The 21,797-nt window shown below is 62.0% G+C and carries 19 protein-coding genes; 11 read left to right on the forward strand and 8 right to left on the reverse strand.

The annotated features are described in order from the left end of the window. Positions 1–29: 29 nt before the first annotated feature. Positions 30–701: a TetR/AcrR family transcriptional regulator gene (locus PSH94_RS24295; protein ID WP_181076502.1), complete on the reverse strand. Its 672-nt coding sequence runs from the start codon at positions 699–701 to the stop codon at positions 30–32. A 146-nt stretch (positions 702–847) separates the two neighbouring features. Here PSH94_RS24295 and PSH94_RS24300 point away from each other — a divergent pair, with 146 nt between their 5' ends. From PSH94_RS24300 to PSH94_RS24320, 5 genes are all read left to right on the forward strand, one after another. Continuing rightward, complete coding sequence (locus PSH94_RS24300; protein WP_305435934.1) at positions 848–2,275, forward strand: coniferyl aldehyde dehydrogenase; 1,428 nt, start codon at positions 848–850, stop codon at positions 2,273–2,275. A 28-nt stretch (positions 2,276–2,303) separates the two neighbouring features. After that, positions 2,304–2,849: a twin-arginine translocation pathway signal protein gene (locus PSH94_RS24305; RefSeq protein ID WP_305435935.1), complete on the forward strand. Its 546-nt coding sequence runs from the start codon at positions 2,304–2,306 to the stop codon at positions 2,847–2,849. Positions 2,850–2,886: 37 nt separating this feature from the next. After that, positions 2,887–4,482, forward strand: a complete 1,596-nt coding sequence (locus PSH94_RS24310) for a GMC family oxidoreductase (protein ID WP_181076499.1) — start codon at positions 2,887–2,889, stop codon at positions 4,480–4,482. 103 nt (positions 4,483–4,585) lie between these two features. Further along, positions 4,586–5,065, forward strand: coding sequence for a pantetheine-phosphate adenylyltransferase (gene coaD, locus PSH94_RS24315; protein WP_003176711.1), 480 nt, complete (start codon positions 4,586–4,588; stop codon positions 5,063–5,065). Between the two features lie 102 nt (positions 5,066–5,167). After that, complete coding sequence (locus PSH94_RS24320; RefSeq protein WP_181076498.1) at positions 5,168–5,419, forward strand: YfhL family 4Fe-4S dicluster ferredoxin; 252 nt, start codon at positions 5,168–5,170, stop codon at positions 5,417–5,419. Positions 5,420–5,537: 118 nt separating this feature from the next. On the opposite strand, the gene mutM is transcribed toward PSH94_RS24320, so the two are convergent. Both mutM and PSH94_RS24330 read right to left on the reverse strand, forming a co-directional pair. After that, the gene (mutM, locus tag PSH94_RS24325; RefSeq protein ID WP_034101302.1) at positions 5,538–6,350 is read right to left on the reverse strand and encodes a bifunctional DNA-formamidopyrimidine glycosylase/DNA-(apurinic or apyrimidinic site) lyase; all 813 of its coding nucleotides are present in this window, start codon (positions 6,348–6,350) and stop codon (positions 5,538–5,540) included. A 21-nt stretch (positions 6,351–6,371) separates the two neighbouring features. Beyond that, positions 6,372–7,238 (reverse strand): HDOD domain-containing protein, encoded by an 867-nt coding sequence (locus tag PSH94_RS24330; RefSeq protein WP_181076497.1) that lies wholly within the window; start codon positions 7,236–7,238, stop codon positions 6,372–6,374. Positions 7,239–7,464: 226 nt separating this feature from the next. On the opposite strand from PSH94_RS24330, the gene PSH94_RS24335 reads away from it, so the two are divergent. Together PSH94_RS24335 and PSH94_RS24340 are read left to right on the forward strand one after the other, a co-directional pair. Next, the gene (locus PSH94_RS24335) at positions 7,465–8,661 is read left to right on the forward strand and encodes a class I SAM-dependent rRNA methyltransferase (protein ID WP_181076495.1); all 1,197 of its coding nucleotides are present in this window, start codon (positions 7,465–7,467) and stop codon (positions 8,659–8,661) included. A 167-nt stretch (positions 8,662–8,828) separates the two neighbouring features. Further along, on the forward strand, positions 8,829–9,992 hold the full coding sequence (locus PSH94_RS24340) for an MFS transporter (protein WP_305435936.1): 1,164 nt from the start codon (positions 8,829–8,831) through the stop codon (positions 9,990–9,992). Here PSH94_RS24340 and PSH94_RS24345 read toward each other — a convergent pair. Beyond that, positions 9,989–11,722 carry a DUF4153 domain-containing protein gene (locus PSH94_RS24345; RefSeq protein WP_305435937.1) on the reverse strand — a complete coding sequence of 578 codons (1,734 nt, stop codon included), beginning with the start codon at positions 11,720–11,722 and terminating at the stop codon, positions 9,989–9,991. The genes PSH94_RS24340 and PSH94_RS24345 overlap by 4 nt on opposite strands. 278 nt (positions 11,723–12,000) lie before the next feature. On the opposite strand from PSH94_RS24345, the gene ilvD reads away from it, so the two are divergent. Next, positions 12,001–13,842, forward strand: a complete 1,842-nt coding sequence (gene ilvD, locus PSH94_RS24350) for a dihydroxy-acid dehydratase (RefSeq protein ID WP_181076491.1) — start codon at positions 12,001–12,003, stop codon at positions 13,840–13,842. A 139-nt stretch (positions 13,843–13,981) separates the two neighbouring features. Here the strand turns inward: ilvD and PSH94_RS24355 are convergent, their stop codons facing one another. Beyond that, entirely contained in the window at positions 13,982–15,043 is a 1,062-nt protein-coding gene (locus tag PSH94_RS24355; protein WP_305435938.1) for a haloacid dehalogenase-like hydrolase, read from the reverse strand. 241 nt (positions 15,044–15,284) lie between these two features. Here PSH94_RS24355 and PSH94_RS24360 point away from each other — a divergent pair, with 241 nt between their 5' ends. Then, positions 15,285–16,676, forward strand: coding sequence for an L-cystine transporter (locus tag PSH94_RS24360; RefSeq protein WP_253509717.1), 1,392 nt, complete (start codon positions 15,285–15,287; stop codon positions 16,674–16,676). A gap of 78 nt (positions 16,677–16,754) precedes the next feature. On the opposite strand, the gene PSH94_RS24365 is transcribed toward PSH94_RS24360, so the two are convergent. Beyond that, positions 16,755–17,267, reverse strand: a complete 513-nt coding sequence (locus PSH94_RS24365) for a dihydrofolate reductase (protein WP_305435939.1) — start codon at positions 17,265–17,267, stop codon at positions 16,755–16,757. Positions 17,268–17,336: 69 nt separating this feature from the next. On the opposite strand from PSH94_RS24365, the gene PSH94_RS24370 reads away from it, so the two are divergent. After that, positions 17,337–18,716 carry a DUF2868 domain-containing protein gene (locus PSH94_RS24370; RefSeq protein ID WP_181076484.1) on the forward strand — a complete coding sequence of 460 codons (1,380 nt, stop codon included), beginning with the start codon at positions 17,337–17,339 and terminating at the stop codon, positions 18,714–18,716. Further along, a complete protein-coding gene (locus tag PSH94_RS24375) occupies positions 18,709–20,076 on the forward strand; it encodes a DUF3482 domain-containing protein (protein ID WP_305435940.1) in 1,368 nt (455 codons plus the stop codon). The genes PSH94_RS24370 and PSH94_RS24375 overlap by 8 nt, the downstream gene beginning before the upstream one ends. Here PSH94_RS24375 and PSH94_RS24380 read toward each other — a convergent pair. Together PSH94_RS24380 and PSH94_RS24385 are read right to left on the reverse strand one after the other, a co-directional pair. After that, positions 20,067–20,630 carry a phosphonate degradation HD-domain oxygenase gene (locus PSH94_RS24380; protein WP_305435941.1) on the reverse strand — a complete coding sequence of 188 codons (564 nt, stop codon included), beginning with the start codon at positions 20,628–20,630 and terminating at the stop codon, positions 20,067–20,069. The genes PSH94_RS24375 and PSH94_RS24380 overlap by 10 nt on opposite strands. After that, entirely contained in the window at positions 20,627–21,754 is a 1,128-nt protein-coding gene (locus tag PSH94_RS24385) for a TIGR03364 family FAD-dependent oxidoreductase (protein ID WP_305435942.1), read from the reverse strand. Before PSH94_RS24385 ends, PSH94_RS24380 begins: the two co-directional genes overlap by 4 nt. Between the last annotated feature and the right edge of the window lie 43 nt (positions 21,755–21,797).

Genomic DNA, 21,797 nt, shown 5'->3' on the forward strand with positions numbered 1-21,797 from the left:
GCGGACTCCTGTAGCATTAGAGAAAGGGCCTACTTCACGTCTTCCAGTGCCTGATTCAACGGCACGTAAAACTCCTTGAACAGCGCGTCTACCGCCTCTTTCGCCTGGGGCGTGACAAAACCCGCCTCCAGCACCAGCACCTGATACACCCCGCGTTTGATCGCTTCGGCGCTCAGGTGGGCAGAGTTTTCATTGGTGGTGCACAAAAACCGCACCCAGGAGGTGAGGATGATCCAGGCATTGAGGGTCAGGGCTTCGGTTTGCACCGGGTCCATGTTGAGGATGCCGGCATCGACAAAGCCCTGATAGATAGCACCGCCCTGGATCAGGCAGCGCTGGGAAAAACGCCGATAGCCAGTAGCCAGCTCCGGGTCGCTTTCCAGCAGGTGTTCCAGGTCACGGTGCAGGAAACGATAGCGCCACATGCCGGCCAGCACGGCCTGCAGGTAGAAGCGCTTGTCCTCCACCTGCATGGCGCGCCCTTGGGGCGGACGCAGGAAGCTGTCCACCAGCGCTTCGTATTCGCGAAACAGCACGGCGATGATCGCCTGCTTGTTGGGGAAGTGGTAGTACAGGTTGCCCGGCGAAATTTCCATATGGGCGGCGATATGGTTGGTGCTGACACTGCGTTCGCCCTGCTGGTTAAAAAGCTCCAGGCTGGTTTGCACAATGCGCTCGCTGGTCTTTACTCGTGGTGCCATAGGGGATCAGCTTCTGTACACGGGATGGGGCATCTTACGGGCTATCTCGGCCTGGATAAATCCATCATGTTGCTGCAATGTTATTTGACAATTTAGAGTAATGACTCTAAAAATCCACGCAGACCAATAACAATCGGTACTGCGCCATGTCCGCCAACGTTGCTTACCTGCAGGATACCCAGGCGCTGGATCAACTCCAGGCGCTGTTTGACGCCCAACGGCATGCCTACGCCGCAAACCCGATGCCGCCGGCCGCGCAACGCCAGCAATGGCTCAAGGCCCTGCGGGATGTGCTCAGCAACGAACGCCAGGCCCTGATCGACGCCATCAGCCAGGACTTCAGCCACCGCAGCGCCGACGAAACCCTCTTCGCTGAATTGATGCCCAGCCTGCATGGCATTCACTACGCCAGCAGACACCTCAAGCGTTGGATAAAACCATCCCGACGCACCGTAGGCATTGCCTTCCAACCGGCCTCAGCCAGCGTTATTTACCAGCCACTGGGGGTCGTCGGTGTGATCGTGCCGTGGAACTACCCGCTGTACCTGGCCATCGGCCCGCTGGTCGGAGCGTTGGCGGCGGGTAACCGGGTGATGCTCAAACTCAGTGAGTCCACTCCCGCTACCGGGCAATTGCTCAAGACGCTGCTGGCGAAAATCTTCCCTGAAGACCTGGTGTGCGTGGTGCTCGGCGAGGCCGATATGGGCATCGCGTTCTCCCGGCTGCGCTTCGATCACTTGCTGTTCACCGGCGCCACCAGTATCGGCAAGCATGTGATGCGCGCGGCGGCGGAACACCTCACCCCGGTAACCCTGGAACTGGGCGGCAAGTCGCCGGCCATCGTTTCCGCAGATGTACCGCTCAAGGACGCCGCCGAGCGCATCGCCTTCGGCAAAGCCTTGAACGCCGGGCAGACCTGCGTCGCGCCGGACTACGTGCTGGTACCAGAAGACCGCATCGAGGGGTTTGTCGAGGCTTACAGCAACGCCATTCGCGGGTTTTATCCCACGCTGACCGACAACCCGGACTACACAGCCATCATTAATGAGCGACAGTTGGCCAGGCTCAACGCCTACGTCAAAGACGCCATCGACAAGGGCGCCACCCTAATTCCGCTGTACGACCAGGGCCAGGCGCGGCGCATGCCTCACAGTCTGCTGCTCAACGTCAGCGACGACATGACTGTGATGCAGGACGAAATCTTCGGCCCGGTGCTGCCGATCGTCCCGTATCGCGGCCTCGAACAGGCCTTTGCCTACATCAACCAGCGCCCTCGCCCCCTGGCGCTGTACTACTTCGGCTACAACAAAGGCGACCAGCAGCGCGTGCTGCACGAAACCCATTCCGGTGGCGTATGCCTGAACGACACCCTGCTGCACGTGGCCCAGGACGATATGCCCTTCGGCGGCATCGGCCCCTCGGGCATGGGCCATTACCACGGTCATGAGGGTTTCCTGACGTTCAGCAAGGCCAAGGGGGTGCTGGTCAAACAGCGCCTGAACGCCACGAAGCTGATCTACCCGCCCTACGGCAAAGCCATTCAGAAGTTGATCCAGAAACTGTTCGTCCGCTGATTCCGCCACCTACGGGATAACAATAACAATGAACCCCAGCCTCACGGATTCACCCGCGCTGTCACGACGCGGCGTCTTGAAAATCGGCCTGTGTGCCAGCGCGTTCCTGTCTACCGCAGGGCTGGGCGCCAGCCTCAGCGGCTGCTCCAGCAGCACCCCGGCCAGCGGCTTTGCCCTGCTGCGCAGCAGCGATTTGCCGTTTTTGCGCGCGGTAATCCCTGTGGTGCTGGAAGGCGTGGCCAGCGCCCAGGAGGTGGCCAGCGGCATCGACGGCACCCTGAAAAAACTCGATTTCAGCCTGCAGCACCTGTCCCCGGAGATGTTCAAGCTCACCCAGCAATTGTTCGACGTACTCGGCATGGGCCTCACCCGTGGACCGCTCACCGGTGTCTGGGGCAGTTGGGAGAACGCCAGTGCCGAGCAGATCCGCAATTTCCTGCATCGCTGGGAAAACAGTTACCTGAACCTGCTGCGCATGGGACAGGGCTCGCTGCTCAAGCTGGTGATCATGGCCTGGTACTTCCAGCCGGCGTCCTGGGCCCATTGCGGCTACCCCGGGCCGCCGAAGATCTGAACCGCATCCCCCACAATAAAAACAAGAGACGACCCTGATGCCTGTACCCGATCTGTTCCGCGAAGGCCTGGCCCGTGGCTGGAAAACCCATAATGGCGCCGCCCTCGATCAAGACCTGACCCTGGAAACCGATGTCGCGATCATCGGCAGCGGCGCCGGCGGTGGCACCACCGCGGAAATCCTCAGCGCGGCCGGTTACAAGGTGCTGCTGATCGAGGAAGGCCCGCTCAAGACCAGCAGCGATTTCACGTTACTTGAGGACGAGGCCTACACCAGCCTGTACCAGGAAGGCATCGGCCGCATGAGCAAGGACGGCGCAATCACCATCCTGCAGGGCCGCGCGGTGGGCGGTACCACGCTGATCAACTGGACATCGAGTTTTCGCACACCGGACGCAACCCTTTCTCACTGGGCCAGCGAATATACGGTGAAGGGCCACAGCAGCGCCGAGATGGCGCCGTGGTTCGAAAAAATGGAGCAACGCCTGGGCATCGCCCCCTGGGCCATCCCGCCTAACGCCAACAACGATGTCATTCGCAAGGGCTGCGAAAAACTTGGCTACAGCTGGCACGTGATCCCACGCAACGTGCGCGGCTGTTTCAACCTGGGGTATTGCGGCATGGGCTGCCCGGTCAACGCCAAGCAATCGATGCTGGTGACCACCATCCCGTCGACCCTGGAACAAGGCGGCGAGCTGCTCTATCTGGCGCGCGCCGAGCGTTTCAAATATAACGGCGACACCGTCAGCAGCCTGGAGTGCGTGGCGATGGACGCCCGCTGTGTAGCGCCCACCGGGCGCAAGATCACGGTCAAGGCCAAGCATTATGTATTGGCCGGTGGCGGCATCAACAGCCCGGCGCTGCTGATGCGGTCGGACGCGCCGGACCCGCATTCGCGACTGGGCAAGCGTACCTTCCTGCACCTGGTGAATTTCTCTGCGGCACTGTTCGACGAGGTCATCAACCCGTTTTACGGCGCGCCGCAGTCGATTTATTCCGACCATTTCCAATGGCAGGACGGCACCACCGGCAAAATGTCCTACAAGCTCGAAGCGCCACCGTTGCACCCGGCGCTGGCCAGTACGCTGCTGGGCGGCTACGGCGCCCAGAATGCACTGGACATGAGCCAGCTACCCAATACCCACGCCATGCTGGCGTTGCTGCGCGACGGCTTTCACCCCGACAGTCCGGGCGGCAATGTGGAGCTGCGCGGCGACGGCACGCCGGTGCTCGACTACCAAGTGTCGGACTATGCCTGGGACGGCCTGCGGCGCGCCTTTCATAGCATGGCCGAGATTCAGTTTGCGGCGGGCGCCACGTCGGTCAAACCGCTGCACCATGATGCGCGCTATGTAAAGACCCTGGCCGAGGCCCGCACGCTGATCGAGGGCCTCAACCTGGAACTGCACCGCACCTGCCTGGGCAGCGCCCACGTGATGGGCGGTTGCGCCATGGGCGAAGACCCGAAAATGGCCGTGGCCGACAGCCTTGGCCGGCACCACCAATTGCGCAATCTGTCGATCCACGACGGTTCGTTGTTCCCCACCAGCATTGGCGCCAACCCGCAATTGTCGGTGTATGGACTGACCGCGCAATTGGCGACGGCATTGGCCGAACGTCTGAAAACAGCGTGAATAAACGTGGGATTCACGGCATCTATCTACATAAGTCGACTTGGCCGACCGAGATGGCTGCGATACCATCCGGTTCCCCAACGGACTCCGCCAGGACGACGCGATGAACCGAGTGTTGTACCCAGGTACCTTCGACCCGATTACCAAAGGCCACGGAGATCTGGTCGAACGCGCCTCTCGCCTGTTTGACCATGTGATCATCGCGGTCGCTGCCAGCCCCAAGAAAAACCCGCTGTTTCCCCTGGAACAGCGCGTGGAGCTGGCGCGAGAGGTCACCAAGCACCTGCCCAACGTGGAAGTGGTGGGCTTTTCCACGTTGCTCGCGCATTTCGCCAAGGAGCAGAACGCCAATGTATTCCTGCGCGGCCTGCGCGCGGTGTCGGACTTCGAATACGAGTTCCAACTGGCCAACATGAACCGCCAACTGGCGCCGGACGTTGAGAGCCTGTTCCTGACGCCGTCGGAGCGTTACTCGTTCATTTCCTCGACGTTGGTCCGGGAAATCGCGGCGTTGGGCGGAGATATCACCAAGTTTGTGCATCCGGCCGTGGCCGATGCACTGACGCTGCGCTTCAAGAAGTAAGACCGCTCAATCGGCGCCTGCTCGCACTGCGGGCGCCAATGCGGCACAATTGCGCGCATTAGTTTTCAGATGCCTTGGCTGACGGCCCTGGCAGGAGTTTCCATGTCCCTGATCATCACCGACGATTGCATCAATTGCGACGTCTGCGAACCCGAGTGCCCGAACGCGGCGATTTCCCAAGGTGAGGAGATCTATGTGATCGACCCCAACCTGTGCACCCAGTGCGTCGGCCACTATGACGAACCTCAGTGCCAGCAGGTGTGCCCGGTGGATTGCATTCCGCTGGATGAAGCCCATCCGGAGACGCAAGAGCAGTTGATGGAGAAGTACCGGCAGATTACCGGTAAGCATTGAGCTTATTCAGCGCCTGTCAGGGCCTTATCCGGGGCAAGCCCCCTTCCACACTTGGAATGTATGCCCAAACTGTGGGAGAGGGCTTGCCTCCGATAGCGATATCAGCCATCACCCGCAATCAGCTCTGGCACCTTGGGCAAAACACACTCGCCCGCTGCCCCAGCACCACATTGCGCAGCTCAGTCCCGCACACCTTGCACGCCTCGCCGCCCCGGCCGTAGACGAACAGTTCCTGCTGGAAATAACCCGGCTGCCCATCGCCGCCGATAAAGTCCCGCAATGTAGTGCCGCCGCGCTCGATGGCCGCCGCCAGCACCCGCTTGATCTCGATCGCTAGCTTCAAATAACGCCCGCGTGAAATGCCGCCGGCCGCTCGACGCGGATCGATCCCCGCCGCAAATAACGCTTCCGTCGCATAGATATTGCCCACACCGACCACCACCGCGTTGTCCATGATGAACGGTTTGACCGCCATGGACTTGCCGCGGGACTGTTGAAACAGGCGCTCGCCGTCGAACAGGTCGGTCAACGGTTCCGGCCCCAGGCGCAGCAGCAGTTCGTGGTTGTGCGGGTCCTGGCTCCAGAGCATCGCGCCGAAACGCCGGGGGTCGGTGTAGCGCAGGGCCAGGCCGGATTCGAGTTCGATATCCACATGCTCATGCTTGGCCGCCGGCATGCCGGTTTCCACCAGGCGCAGGTTACCGGACATGCCCAGGTGGCTGATCAGAGTGCCCACTTCGGCATTGATCAACAGGTACTTGGCGCGCCGCTCCACCAGCACGATGCGCTGCCCGGAGAGACGCACATCCAGGTCTTCCGGGATCGGCCAGCGCAGGCGCCGTTCGCGCACCACCACACGGCTGACGCGCTGGCCTTCCAGGTGCGGGGCAATCCCGCGACGGGTGGTTTCGACTTCAGGTAACTCGGGCATGTACGCCTCTTGGGTAAAAAATCAGTTCGCGCCCAATTCGCGGATCGACAACTTCATGCTCTCGAAGTCGTAGTCCGACAGCCCCACATAATCGAGCACCAGAGGGCCAACGGCATTCCACTCATGGTCCACCGACTGGTTCCCCAGCACCCGGTAAGACTCGCAGATGTGCTCGGCCATCTTCAGGATCGCCAGCAGGTTCTTCAGCGGTGCATTGCGTGACGACTCGTCGCTGAAAATCGCCAGGGCGTTGTGGTGGTTGGCGATCGCGTCGGTCACATGTTCCGGCAGGCGCCAGGACTTGGCGGTGTAGTAGCCCACCACCGCGTGGTTGGTATTGAACGCGTTGTTCTCGGTATCGACCACGCGGCAGTCCGGCCCGGCATTGGCGTAGGCCTCTTCGAGCACGCTCATGTAGTTGGGAAAGCGCTTGAGCATCAGCGGTACGCCACAATCGTGGAACAGCCCAAGGGCATAGGCCTCGTCCACGGCCTGGGAGCCGGTGCGCTTGGCCACGGTCAGGCTGGTCATGGCCACGTCCTGAGCGGTGTCCCAAAAGCGGTTGAGGGTGACGATGGTTTCATCGCTCATTTCACCCCGGATCGACAAGGCATTGATCAGGTTGATCACCGAACGGCTGCCCAGCAGGTTCACCGCGCGCTGGATCGACGCGATCTTGTTGCTCAGGCCGTAATGCGCCGAGTTGACGATTTTAAGCAGCGCGCCGGACAGGCCCGGGTCCTGGGAGATCAACCGCGCGATCACCTCCAGGTCCGGGTCGGGCATGTACTGCTCCATCTGCAGATCCACCATGATCTGCGGTTGCGGCGGTACGCTGATGCCTTGCAGGGCCTGTTGAATCTGTTCGGCGGTAAGCTCTTGGGACATAAGTACACACTCCGGGCTAGGTGGGGATTCTAACCTTGAAGCAAAGCTGACTGACACCTCAAAAAACCTGAATTGAAACCCGATCAAATGTGGGAGCTGACTTGCCTGCGACAGCATCGCCGCCGTACGTCAGATACAGCGCGCCGTCCGCATCGCAGGCAAGCCAGCGCCCACATAAACCGGTGCGCAAAGGGTATACTCCCGCTCTTTTTTCCGGAGCGACGTCATGTCCCTGCCAAGCCTGCGTCTCAAAGCCAACGCCGATCGTCGTTTGCGCAACGGCCACCTGTGGGTCTACAGCAACGAAATCGATGTGGCCGCCACCCCACTCCACGGGTTCCAGGCAGGCGACCAGGCCATCCTGGAAGCGGCCGGCGGCAAGACCCTCGGCATTGTGGCCATGAGCCCGAACAACCTGATTTGCGCCCGTCTGCTGTCGCGCGACATCAAGTTGCCGCTGGACAAGTCGCTGCTGGTGCATCGCCTGAACGTCGCCCTGTCCCTGCGTGATCGCCTGTTCGACAAACCGTTCTACCGCCTGGTCTACGGCGATTCCGACCTGCTGCCGGGCCTGGTGGTCGACCGTTTCGGCGACATCCTGGTGGTACAGATCGCCTCGGCGACCATGGAAGCCCATAAGGACGACGTGATCGCAGCGCTGACTCAAGTGCTCAAGCCCAGCGGCATCCTGTTCAAGAACGATTCCGCCGCACGCGACGCCGAAGGCCTCAACCGCTATGTCGAAACCGTGTTCGGCCTGGTGCCGGAGTGGGTGGCGCTGGAAGAAAACGGGGTGAAATTCGAAGCCCCGGTGATCCAGGGCCAGAAAACCGGCTGGTTCTACGACCACCGCATGAACCGCGCCCGCCTGGCCCCGTATGCCAAAGGCAAACGCGTACTTGACCTGTACAGCTACATCGGCGGCTGGGGCGTGCAAGCCGCGGCGTTCGGCGCCAATGAAGTGTTCTGCGTCGACGCCTCCGCCTTCGCCCTCGACGGTGTGGAGCGCAACGCGGCGCTCAACGGCGTCGCCGAGAAAATGACCTGCATCGAAGGCGACGTCTTTGAAGCGCTCAAGGAGCTGAAAGCCAGCGAAGAGCGCTTCGACGTGATCGTCGCCGACCCACCGGCCTTCATCAAACGCAAGAAAGACATGAAGAACGGCGAAGGCGCCTACCGCCGCCTGAACGAGCAAGCCATGCGCCTGCTCAGCAAGGACGGCATCCTGGTCAGTGCGTCGTGCTCCATGCACTTGCCGGAGGACGACCTGCAAAACATCCTGCTGACCAGCGCGCGCCATCTGGACCGCAATATCCAGATGCTGGAACGCGGCGGCCAGGGTCCGGATCATCCGGTGCATCCGGCGATCGTGGAGACGCGGTATATCAAGAGCATTACGTGCCGGTTGTTGCCCAATAGCTGAAACGGTGGGAGGGGCCAGCCCCCTCCCACCTTTGGGCGGTGCAATGAAGATTTTTCCTACCGCAGCAAGCTACGTTAATTCAGGAAATTTCTTCCAACACTTTGGATTGCATTGCATTTTTCGCAGACTAGTATCGGTTTCTGGTTTTACGCCGGAAAACAATAACAATGTCTGGGCCCATCCTCTCCCGCTTCATCCTCATCACCAGCATTTCCCTGATCAGCTTCTTCCCGATCAATATCCTGCTGCCCTCCTTCCCCGCGCTGGCAACCCGGTTCGACACCCCCAGTGCAGACATCGCGCTGTCGATCAGTCTGTTTACGCTGGTGTTTTCGATCTCGCAGATGGTCGCCGGGCCGCTCTCGGATAAATGGGGACGCAAGGAAGTCCTGCTCGGCTGTATCGTGCTGTCGATCCTGGGAGCGATGGGCTGCGCACTGGCGAACGACTATCCGACCTTCCTGCTGTTTCGAAGCGTACAGGCCGTGGGCTGCGGTTTCTTCGTACTGGGCCACGCGCTGGTGGAGGACCTGTTCGAAGAACAGCACCGTGCCAGAGTGCGCCTCTATTACATGACCCTGAGCGGCTCGTTTGTCGCACTGTCGCCGCTGATCGGCTCCTGGCTGCAAACCACCTTCGACTGGCAAGGCAGTTTCTACGGCTTTGCACTGATGGCATTGGGCATGTTGATCCATGCGTTCTGCATCCTGCCCTCCAAGTCCACCGGCCCGCATCGCGCGCCGGTGCCCATCCTCGGCACACTCAAAGCTGTTGCGCGCAATCGTGACTTCCTGCGCTACTGGTGGATCGCCGCCCTGGTGTTTGCCTGTTATTTCGCCTTGATCAGCGTGACGCCGATGATTTTCATGGATGCGCTGAAGTTGTCCGAATACCAATATGCGCTGGTGCTGATGGTGTACGGCTTGGCCTATCTGCTCGGCGGCGTGGCGGCTTCGTACCTGCAAAAGCGCATTTCGCTGTCGCGACAAATCAACATCGGCCTAGGGCTACTGCTTGTTGCTGGCGCGCTGTTAACGCTGATCATCAGCCTGGAAGCCATCACCACCGTGACCTTGCTGATTCCAATGCTGATCAGCGCTCTCGCCGTCACCCTGGTTCGACCCGCCGCCATTTCTGCAGCGATGCTGCTATTTTCCAGCCGCGCGGGCACGGCGGCCTCGGCAGGAAACAGCATCATGTTCCTCACCGCCGCCGTCAGCAGCGCGGCACTGGCCCAGGCGGGCGGTCATCTGCTGCTGACCATCGCCCTCAGTTTTATCGGCTTGAGCCTGTGGGGACTGGTGACCAATCACCGAACAGGCCGCGACTAACGCTCCCGAATCACCGGGGTGAGCAACATGTCACTGGACTCCAATTGCAGGTAACGCGGCTTGGCCAACGATACCTTGCCTGCGCGGATGTCACGGATCAGCGCTTCAGTGTCGACGGCTCCGTCCGGCAGTTGCGTCCACAGCAGCGGGCCGCGATCTCCCCATTGGCCCTTCCGGTCCTGCACAAAAATGCGCGGGAGCATGAAGTCGTGGCCGTAGCCGGTGTGTGGGATGGCCAGCACTTCGGGCCGGCCATCCTCGTCAAGGTCGACCGCCCACAGCACGCAGCCGGGTTCGCAAGGCGAGTCCGCATCCAGGCTGAGGTTCGCGAACTGTTCGCTGCCTTTGGGCTGCGGGCCGATCCATTCCAACTCGGGCTTGGGCCGCTGGGCGCGTTCCTTTTCGTACTGTTCGCTGAAACTCAGCGACGTGTCCTCCATGCGCTCGCGCAGGGCGCGGCGTGTTTGCGGGTCAAGAATGCGCTCCTGATCCAGGTCGGCCTGCAATTTCGCATACGCCTCCTGGCCGGCCTTTTCCAGGCCGAAGCGCAGGTTGTTCGCATCGAACGCTTCTGCCTTGATACGCCCGTCGAGCAGACGCCGGACCTGATCGTCGACGCTCAAGCGCACCGGGTCCAGGAGCGGCGTATTGATCAACACCACCAGCCCACAAAACAGCAACGCCAGGGCCGGGTTGGTCACCCGCAAGTTGCCCAGCCAGACCGGCGAGCGCAAGGCCACCGCCCACACCGCCGCCAGGCCGTACAGGCTGCACAATACGGCCAGTGCCAGTGCGATGAAACGCAGGGGCGACAAGGCATATTGCTCGACCCGCAGCCAGCTTGAATAAAACGCCAGCGCGGCAAGAATCGGCAGGCACAGCAGGCTCAACTCGATAAAATGCGTCAACCATTTGGGATACGGTCGAGGCTGGACGCCATCCTGGAACACGCCGTTGAGCAGGAACAACTGCGCACCGGCCAACACCAGCAGAATCGGGGTGGAATAGCCCGTGGCCCAAATCCGCGCCAGCCCGGTGAACGGCAAGGTCAGGGTAAACAACACGCTGATCAGCGCAATCAATGGCAGCAACAGACCGCAGGCGCTCAACAGCATGCTGCGCATCTGGCCGATGACCTTCTCGCTACGCGCCGCCAGATACATCCCCAGCGCAAACACCAGCGGCAGGCTGAAGCACAGGAACAGCTTGCTCCAGAAGTGACGCTCAAAAAACTCGATGCCCAGCATCAGGAACAGTTGGCCCCAGAGTTTGAGCAACAGCATGATCACCGCCACCAGGATCAACGCGTACAGCACGATAAACACGCTGCTCCAGGCTTGCAGGAACAGGTCCTCATAGCGCCAGCGCTGCCCTTTGGTGACGGGCCAGGCGAACAGGAAGGTGGCACAGACATAACACAGCACCAGCAAGCTGATGATCCAGGTATTGATCGCCCAGCGGTGATTGTCATCCGGGTCAAGGCCCTGGCAGACCCAAAATGTCATGCCGCCCATCAGCAGGGTGAACGCCAGGGTAGGCAGCAATGAGCGCCAATGTCGGGCTTTTTCGCCCAGCAGCTGCAACGTAGTGCCGCCGACCAACACCACGGTGCCGGTGACGAAGAACAGCGTCTCGCTCAAGCGATGCAACTGGCCGGCGTAATAGCAGACGATGCCCTGGATCAGGCCGATCAGCAGGTAGAAGCCTAGAAGACGATGAATAACGGGCATTCCAATTCCTTTGGAGCGAGGTAAGAGCAAAGGGCCGCCAGTCTAAACAAAGCCGGTGGCGCTGAGTATTGCCCCATTCCCTCCAGCCGCCAGCGGTGTAGAATCGGCCCTATTCATCGCCAGTCATCCCCCGGCGGGTTTATGAGCTCAAGGCCACGGCGCGCGGCGATCCCGCAGCGTTTGAGGCAACCTCCGGACACACGGCTATTTCTGAGTGTTCCAGACGTCCATAGAAGCTCACTCCCCTTTAGTACCTGATTAGCCGCCCGGAGTGCTCCATGCCAGATTACCGCTCGAAAACATCCACCCACGGCCGCAACATGGCCGGCGCCCGCGCACTGTGGCGCGCCACGGGGATGAAAGATGACGACTTCAAGAAGCCGATCATCGCGATTGCCAACTCCTTTACTCAGTTCGTACCCGGCCACGTCCACCTCAAGGACCTGGGCCAGCTGGTCGCCCGCGAAATCGAACGCGCCGGCGGCGTGGCAAAAGAATTCAACACCATCGCCGTGGACGACGGCATCGCCATGGGCCATGACGGCATGCTGTACTCGCTGCCGAGCCGCGAGATCATCGCCGACTCCGTGGAGTACATGGTCAACGCCCACTGCGCCGACGCCATCGTGTGCATCTCCAACTGCGACAAGATCACCCCCGGCATGTTGATGGCCGCGCTGCGCCTGAACATCCCGGTGATCTTCGTCTCCGGCGGTCCGATGGAAGCCGGCAAGACCAAACTCGCCTCCCATGGCCTGGACCTGGTCGACGCCATGGTCATCGCCGCCGATTCCAGCGCTTCTGACGAGAAGGTGGCGGAATACGAGCGCAGCGCCTGCCCGACCTGCGGTTCGTGCTCCGGCATGTTCACCGCCAACTCGATGAACTGCCTCACCGAGGCCCTCGGCCTGGCACTGCCGGGCAACGGTTCCACCCTGGCCACTCACAGCGACCGCGAGCAGCTGTTCCTGCAGGCCGGCCGCACCATCGTCGAGCTGTGCAAGCGCTACTACGGCGACAACGATGAGTCGGTGTTGCCGCGCAACATCGCCAACTTCAAGGCGTTCGAAAACGCCATGACCCTGGACATCGCCATGGGCGGTTCCACCAATACCATCCTGCACTTGCTGGCCGCGGCCCAGGAAGCCGAGATCGACTTCGACCTGCGCGACATCGACCGGCTGTCCCGCCATGTGCCGCAACTGTGCAAGGTCGCGCCGAACATCCAGAAGTACCACATGGAAGACGTGCACCGCGCCGGCGGGATCTTCTCCATCCTCGGCTCCCTGGCCCGTGGCGGCCTGCTGCACACCGACCTGCCGACCGTGCACAGCAAGACCATGGCCGACGGCATCGCCAAATGGGACATCACCCAGACCGACGACGAAGCCGTGCACACCTTCTTCAAGGCCGGCCCGGCGGGCATCCCGACCCAGACCGCTTTCAGCCAGTCGACCCGTTGGGACACCCTCGACGACGACCGTGAAAACGGCTGTATCCGCAGTGTCGAGCACGCCTACTCCAAAGAAGGCGGCCTGGCCGTGCTGTACGGCAACATCGCCCTCGACGGCTGCGTGGTCAAAACCGCCGGCGTGGATGAGTCCATCCATGTGTTCGAAGGCAACGCGAAAATCTTCGAAAGCCAGGACAGCGCCGTACGCGGCATCCTCGCAGACGAAGTGAAGGCCGGCGACATCGTGATCATCCGCTACGAAGGCCCCAAAGGCGGCCCGGGCATGCAGGAAATGCTCTACCCGACGTCGTACCTGAAATCCAAAGGCCTGGGCAAAGCCTGCGCCCTGCTGACCGATGGACGTTTCTCCGGCGGCACCTCGGGCCTGTCCATCGGCCACGCTTCGCCGGAAGCCGCAGCGGGCGGTGCGATTGGCCTGGTGCAGGATGGCGACAAAGTGCTGATCGACATTCCGAACCGCTCGATCAACCTGTTGATCAGCGACGAAGAACTGGCGGCACGCCGGGTCGAGCAGGATAAAAAAGGCTGGAAGCCGGTGGAGAAGCGTCCGCGCAAGGTCACTACCGCGCTGAAGGCTTACGCCCTGCTCGCTACCAGTGCCGACAAAGGCGCTGTGCGTAACAAGGCGATGCTCGACGGCCTGTAAGACTCGCCCCCATAAAAATGCCCCGCCAAGTGCGGGGCATTTTTTTGCCGGGTCAAATCTCAAAGCCAGCGTGCCAGTTAGCACATTTGCAACTGAACTATTGCAATCGGGGGCAAGCCCCTCCCCCATTTTTGATCAGTTACTGGATTTCATCCGGCTTGACGATCACCCAGTTCTTGTCCGCCGTCACCGGCAGCCCTTCCTTGGCCTGCGCCGCCGCATGCTTGGCCATCATGCCGTTGAGTTGGGCCATGTACTTGTCTTTGCGGTTGACCCACAAGTGAATGCCGCCCTTGGCCACGTCCACATCGTGGAACAGCATGTAGCCATCGCTTGTCGGCGTGTCGCCGCCGACGATCAGCGGTTTTTTCCATTCGTCGATGTAGGTGAGGATCGCTGCGTGCTTGCCGGCCATCCAGGTCGCCGGGGTCCACAGGTACGGGGTGAGTTCCAGGCCGAGGTTGGCCTTCTCGTCGTATTTGCCGGCGGCGATCTGTTTACGTGCGGTGGTCAGTTCGCCGGTCTTGCGATCCTTGAGCAGGGTGGTCACGCCGATCACGTTCTCGGGTTTGACGTTGTAGCCGTACTTCGGGTCGGCGGCGACCATGCGCACCAGTTCTTCCGAGGCGGCGGTCATCACATACACCTCGATGCCGTTTTCCATCAGCTTGTTGTACAGCTCGGCCTGGCCGGTGAAGACTTTCGGCGGCTGCACCTCGGACGTCTTCACCACATCGCCTTCGTAATAACTGACCGGCACGGGCTTGCCGGAGGCCATCAGCTCGTCGACCTGGACTTTGAGTTCCTTGAGGGTGAAGCCGGAAAACACTTGGGCGACCCACGGGTAACAGACCATGTCGTCCACTTCGCACAGGCGATAGTAGTAACTGAAGAGACTTTCCTTGTGGTCGGAAGTGTCCTTGAACGGCATTAGCTTGAGCGATGGATCAAGGCTTTCGCGGGTGATGAGCCCCTTGTTTTCCATGTAGGGCAACAGCGACTCTTCGAGGTCGTAGCGGTAGCTGGTGTTGTCCATGTCGAACACCGCGAAGTTGCCCTTGTTGGCGTTGGCGGCGATCATCTCGTTCAACTGCTTGGCGGCGGGTGCCGGCCAGTGTTTCAACTCGGTGTCGGCGAACGCCTGGCCGGCGAGCCCCAGGCAAAGTACGGCGGATACCAGTAGTGTCGGCGCGAGCTTCATAGGCGTTGTCTCCCTGAGTGAAAGACATCGACGCTAACAAATCCCTATGACAGTTCCCACTTCACCCGCGACCGTGCGCGTCCCGTTCCCGCCAACGCCATACGCCTTTGCGTCAAACGCTTATTCCAAAAACGACAGCTACCATTCCATATTGGTATTAAATCATTATATTTCAAGCTGTTAGGCTCCCCGGTTCGCAATCGCAGGCTCACGCGATTGGCGCCTTCTCAATGGAGCTCAAATGAATCTGCCGCTGATTCTCAACTTACTGGTGTTCGTGGCCCTGCTGCTGGGCCTGGCACAAACCCGTCGTACCCAATGGAGCCTGGCCAAAAAGGTTCTGTTCGCGCTGGTGCTGGGCGTGGTGTTTGGTGTGGTATTGCATGCCATCTACGGCGCCGGCAACCCGGTGCTCAAGGCTTCCATCGGCTGGTTCGACCTGGTCGGCAACGGCTATGTGCAGTTGTTGCAAATGATCGTGATCCCGCTGGTATTCGCCTCGATCCTCAGTGCCGTGGCGCGCCTGCATAACGCGGCGTCCCTGGGCAAGATCAGCTTCCTGACCATCGGCACGCTGCTGTTCACCACCGCGATTGCGGCGTTGATCGGTATCGCCCTCACCAACCTGTTCGGCCTTACCGCCGAAGGCCTGGTGGCCGGCACCCAGGAAATGGCGCGCCTGCAAGTGATCCAGAGCGATTACGCGGGCAAAGTCGCCGACCTGAATATCCCGCAACTGCTGCTCTCGTTCGTGCCAGCCAACCCGTTTGCCGACCTGGCCCGGGCCAAGCCGACGTCGATCATCAGCGTGGTGATTTTCGCCGCATTCCTGGGGGTTGCCGCGCTGCAGCTGCTCAAGGATGACGTGGAAAAAGGCCAGAAGGTCCTCAACGCCATCGACACCCTGCAAGCCTGGGTGATGCGCCTGGTGCGCCTGGTGATGAAGCTGACCCCGTACGGCGTACTGGCGCTGATGACCAAAGTGGTGGCCAGTTCCAACCTGCAGGACATCATCAAGCTCGGCAGCTTTGTGCTGGTGTCGTACCTGGCTTTGGGCCTGATGTTCGTGGTGCACGGCCTGCTGCTGTCGTTGGCCGGGGTCAACCCACTGCGGTTTTTCCGCAAGGTGTGGCCGGTGTTGACCTTCGCCTTTACCAGTCGCTCCAGCGCGGCCGCGATTCCCCTGAGCATCGAAGCGCAGACCCGTCGCCTGGGTATCCCGCAATCCATCGCCGGCTTCGCCGCTTCGTTCGGCGCGACCATCGGCCAGAACGGTTGCGCCGGTCTCTACCCTGCCATGTTGGCGGTGATGGTGGCGCCGACCGTGGGCATCAACCCGCTCGACCCGCTGTGGATCGCGACCCTGGTAGCGATTGTGACCTTGAGTTCGGCAGGCGTTGCCGGGGTGGGCGGCGGTGCGACCTTTGCCGCGTTGATCGTGCTGCCGGCCATGGGCTTGCCGGTGTCACTGGTGGCGCTGCTGATTTCCGTGGAGCCGCTGATCGACATGGGCCGTACGGCGCTGAACGTGAATGGTTCGATGACGGCCGGCGCGATTACCAGCCAGATCATGGGGCAGACGGACAAGGCGCTGCTGGAGGCGGATGAGCATGGGGAGTTAGCGCAGGCCTGATAGACCGCCATCGGGGGCAAGCCCCCTCCCACATTTGGCGTGCATATCAATGTGGGAAGGGGCTTGCCCCCGATGCTGTTAGGCTTTTTCCCAAACTTCAAAGTTGTAGGCTGGCTTGTCGCCCTCAGCCGCATTCTCGGCATTCGACATCAGCGTCCACTGGCTGCGATCAAACTCCGGAAACCACGCATCCCCTTCCGGACTCAACGCCACCCGCGTCAAATACAACCGATCCGCCAGCTCCAGGCCCTGCGCATACAACTGCGCACCGCCGATCAGCATCAGCTCGTCCACGCCCTGCTCCAATGCCCATGCCTCGGCGCGCTCGACGGCGGCCTCCAGTGACGGAAAAACTTCCGCACCTTCCAGCGCCAGGTCGGTCTGACGGCTGACCACAATGTTCAAGCGCCCCGGCAGCGGTCGGCCTAGGGAGTCCCAGGTCTTGCGCCCCATAATGATCGGCTTGCCGAGGGTGGTGGCCTTGAAATATTTGAAATCCCCGGGCAAATGCCAGGGCATGCGGTTGTCGACGCCGATCACGCGGTTTTCACCGAGGGCTGCGATCAGGCTTAGAGGGAGAGTTTTTTTCATGGCGACGAGAATACCAGAGCCGCGAGTCAGCGGTTATGCTCCAGACTCACTTGCTCAACAGGACAGCGCGTGACTGCACTGAACTCGCTACACACACTCTGGCTGACGGAAACCGTGCGGCTGCGTGAAGAACACGCCGGCAACCTCGAAGACCAGGAAGCCAACCGCCTGGCCCGCACGGCCGGAGGCGACCTGCCGACGCGCATTCAACGACGCGCCTTGCACCTGGCCGAGCGCGATGGCTTGGTGGCGGCCCTGACCCGCTGGTTGCAAGGCGCGCGCCTGGCGCTGGTGCTGCTGGCGATACTCGCGGTGGTCAGCGGTGCCGCCCTGGCGTTTGCCGCGCTGGGTAACGGATTGGCGCCAGTGAACGTGTTCTGGGCACTGGGCAGTCTGCTCGGTTTGAACCTGATTCTGCTGATCAGCTGGGCATTGGGCCTGCTATTGGCCGGCGAACATAGCGCCAGCCTCGGGCGCCTGTGGCTGTGGCTCAGCGAAAAATTCGCACGCGATGCCAAGGCCGCGCAATTGGCCCCGGCCTTGTTACTGCTGTTGCAACGGCAGAAGCTCAATCGCTGGGCCGTAGGCGTCCTGGTCAATAGCCTCTGGCTGCTGGCATTGCTCAGTGCGCTGGTGATTCTTCTGACATTGCTTGCCACACGCCGCTACGGCTTTGTGTGGGAAACCACTATCCTCGGCGCCGATACCTTCGTCGCTGTGACACAAGCGCTGGGTACCTTGCCTGCCCTGCTCGGCTTCAACGTGCCAAGCGCCGAGATGATCCGCGCCAGCGGGGATGCAGCCGTGAATATCGAGCGTGCGCGCCAGGCCTGGGCAGCGTGGCTGGTCGGCGTGTTGCTGGTTTACGGCCTGCTGCCTCGCCTGATCCTCGCCCTGCTCTGCCTGTGGCGCTGGAAACGCGGACGCGCCGCCCTGCGCCTAGACCTCAACCTGCCCGGCTACAGCCAACTGCGCGAGCGCCTGATGCCAAGCAGCGAGCGTCTTGGGGTTAATGACGCCGCGCCCGATCACTTGCACGCCGTCATCGGCGGCGTCAGTGAACAGGACAGCAATGGCGCCCTGCTGGTGGCCATCGAACTGGACGGTCAGCACCCCTGGCCGCCCAAACTACCGGCCAACGTGAGTAACGCCGGTATTCTCGACAGCCGCGAATCGCGCCACAAACTGCTGGAACAACTCACGCGCTTCCCACCTGCGCGCCTGGCCATTGCCTGCGACCCACGGCGCTCGCCGGATCGCGGCAGCCTGGCGCTGATCGCCGAACTGGCTCGCAGCGCCAGCGCCGCCCGCGTCTGGCTGTTGCAGGCGCCACCCGGCCAGGCGCTGGACGCCGAACGCCTGGGCGATTGGCACAACGCGCTGCAACAGCTCGAGCTTCCCTTCGCCGACTGCGCACCGTTGAACTGGCTGGAGACCGGTCATGACTAAGCCGCTGAAACTCGCCGTGGTCGGCCACACCAACGTCGGCAAGACCTCGCTGTTGCGTACCCTGACCCGCGATGTGGGCTTCGGCGAAGTCTCCCATCGCCCCAGCACCACGCGGCATGTCGAAGGCGCGCGCCTGTCGGTGGACGGTGAAGCCTTGCTGGAGTTGTACGACACGCCCGGTCTGGAAGACGCCATCGCCCTGCTCGATTACCTGGAGCGCCTGGACCGCCCTGGCGAACGGCTTGACGGCCCGGCGCGCCTGGCGCGCTTCCTGGAGGGCAGTGAAGCGCGCCAGCGGTTCGAACAGGAGGCCAAGGTGCTGCGCCAACTGCAGGCCTCGGACGCCGGCTTGTACGTGATCGATGCCCGCGAACCGGTGCTCGCCAAATACCGCGACGAACTGCAGGTGCTGGCCAGTTGCGGCAAGCCGTTGTTGCCGATACTCAACTTCGTCAGCAGCAGCGACCACCGCGAGCCGGACTGGCGTGAAGCCCTGGCACGCCTCGGCCTGCATGCGCTGGTGCGTTTTGACAGCGTCGCGCCGCCCGAAGACGGCGAACGGCGCTTGTATGAAAGCCTCGCCCTGCTGCTGGAAAACGCCCGGCCGCAGTTAGAAAGGCTGGTTCTTGACCAGGAGGCTCAACGCCAGGCCCGCCAGCAAAGCGCCGCGCGGTTGATCGCCGAGCTGCTGATCGACTGCGCCGCGTGCCGACGCAGCGTGGTCACCGAGGACGAGCACAACGCAATCGGCGAACTGCGCAAGGCTGTGCGTCAACGCGAACAAAAGTGTGTGGACGCCTTGCTCAAACTCTTCGGGTTCCGCCCGCAGGATGCCGCCGCCAGTGATTTGCCGTTGCTGGACGGGCGCTGGGGCGACGACCTGTTCAACCCCGAAACCCTCAAGCAACTCGGCGTGCGCGTCGGCGGCGGGATCGCTGCCGGTGCGGCGGCCGGTGCGGGTGTGGATCTGCTGGTCGGCGGCCTGACCCTCGGCGCCGCCGCCCTGGCCGGTGCGATTGCCGGAGGCGCGCTGCAAACCGCACGCAGCTATGGCAACCGCTTGATGGGCAAGCTCAAGGGTCACCGCGAGCTGACCGTGGACGACAGCGTGCTGCGCCTGCTCGCCCTGCGCCAACGCCAGTTGCTCAAGGCCCTCAACCTGCGCGGCCATGCGGCGATGCACAGCATCAAAGTGGACACACCCCAGGACAAAACCTGGCGCGAGGGCAAACTGCCCGACGCCCTGCACAAGGCCCGCGCCCACCCGCAATGGTCGTCCCTCAACCCTCACGCCAAACTGAGCCAGGCCGAGCGCCAGGAACAGATCGATGCCCTCGCCGAGCGCCTCGATCAGGACTGAGCCGTCAGCAACCGCCGTGCCTTGGCCTTGAGCCATTCAAGGTCGAGCGGCGACACATTGGGCTGCTTGGCCATCTCATCCCAATGCCGCAGACGCACACTCACCGCGCAGAGCGGGTCCTGTTCGAAGGCCCGGGCCTCGACCGCGCTCATCATGCCGCCCTGGTAAGCCAGGGTGCGGCGGCTCGCCTCGCTCAGGCGTGCGTAATAATCCGGCTGGCTGAAGGTCAGGTAACGCTTGGCCTGGACGTGATACTCCACAAGCCTGGCCAGGCGTTCGCTGAAGCCGGCTCGGCGCAGGTAATCCGCCCCCAGCCGCTCATGACTGACCACGCCGTAACCGCCCATGCTCTCGGCACGTTGATCACAAAGATGGCCGATATCATGAAAGAACGCCGCTAATACCACTTCGTCATCGAAGCCTTCGGCCAGGGCCTGCTGCGCGGCCTGGGACATATGCTCGAGCTGCGACACCGGTTCGCCGATGTAGTCCGCCGCGCCGTGCTGTTCGTACAGGCCGAACACATTGACAATCGTCTGCTCCGGGCTACTCACGCCTCACCCCACAGCGCCGCAACGTTGCGCTCGCCCAGCGCCGGCCCCACGCTCATGCCCACGCCGGTGTGCATCAACGCGGCACTGACCCCGGGCGCCGCCCGTACGAAGGAAAACGGTCCCGGCCCGCGCGCGCCATAGACCCCCTGCCAGCGCTCGACTACCTGAATTGCACAACCCAGGGTCTGCTCGGCCAGTTCAATCATCCAGTTGTCCACCTGTTCGCCGTTGAAGGGTGACGCATCCCGGCCGTAATCATGGGAATCGCCGATGATCAGCTCACCATAAGGCGTGGGGCTGATCAGCAGATGAATGCCATGCTCGTGCAGGTGCGGCGCATCGCGCAGGATCTGCGCCTGCACCGCCGCCGCTTCCGGCAGATCGGCGAACGCGCCGTAATGCACGCAACTGAGGCCCGTGAGCAAGGCATGTTGCAGGTTCAGATTCAGCGCTGGTCGCGCCCGTAGCATTTGCAGGCGGCAGATACTCGGGTTGAGTTCGGCCAGCGCTTCGGCCAGCAGGGTTTGGTAGTCATGGCCGGAACAGACGATGATCTGTTCGCCGCGAAAGCTGCCCGCCGTGCTGTGCACGTGGCCCGGCTCAACGTCGCGCACCAGGGTAGAAATGTGAAATTCCACCTTCAGTTCGCGGCGAAGATAGTCGATCAACGCCGGGAGAGCTTCCCGCGAATACAGTTGCTGGTCGTCGCGACCGTGCAGCGCAGCCCGGTGATGACGGAACTGGCCACCGTACAGATCGCGCATTGCCGCGCCCTGCAGCAGCTCCACGTTGTACCCGTGTTCCTGCGCGCGCCCGGCGCAGAACGCTTCCAGCAGGTGTTCTTCCGCTTCGGTGCGGGCGAACAGGTAAGCGCCGTTGCGCTTGAGCGGCAGGCCCGCCACCTGGGCCCAATGCCCCCAGATGTCACGGCTTTGCCGCGCCAGGTCGAGCATCGGCCCAGGCGGCTGGCCGGTAACCAGGGCCTGGCCGAAGTTACGTACCGAGGCGCCCAGAGGCGTGGCGCTGCGTTCGAACACCTTGACCTTGAGCCCACGCTTGGCGGCGGCGTAGGCGTGGGACAGGCCGAGGATGCCGGCGCCGACAATTAACAGATCACTGCTCATGCGTTCCTCTCGTTCCCACACTGTGTGGGAATGCATCCAGTGA

This window comes from Pseudomonas sp. FP2254 (assembly GCF_030687695.1).
In the GTDB taxonomy this organism is placed as follows: Bacteria; Pseudomonadota; Gammaproteobacteria; order Pseudomonadales; family Pseudomonadaceae; genus Aquipseudomonas; species Aquipseudomonas quebecensis.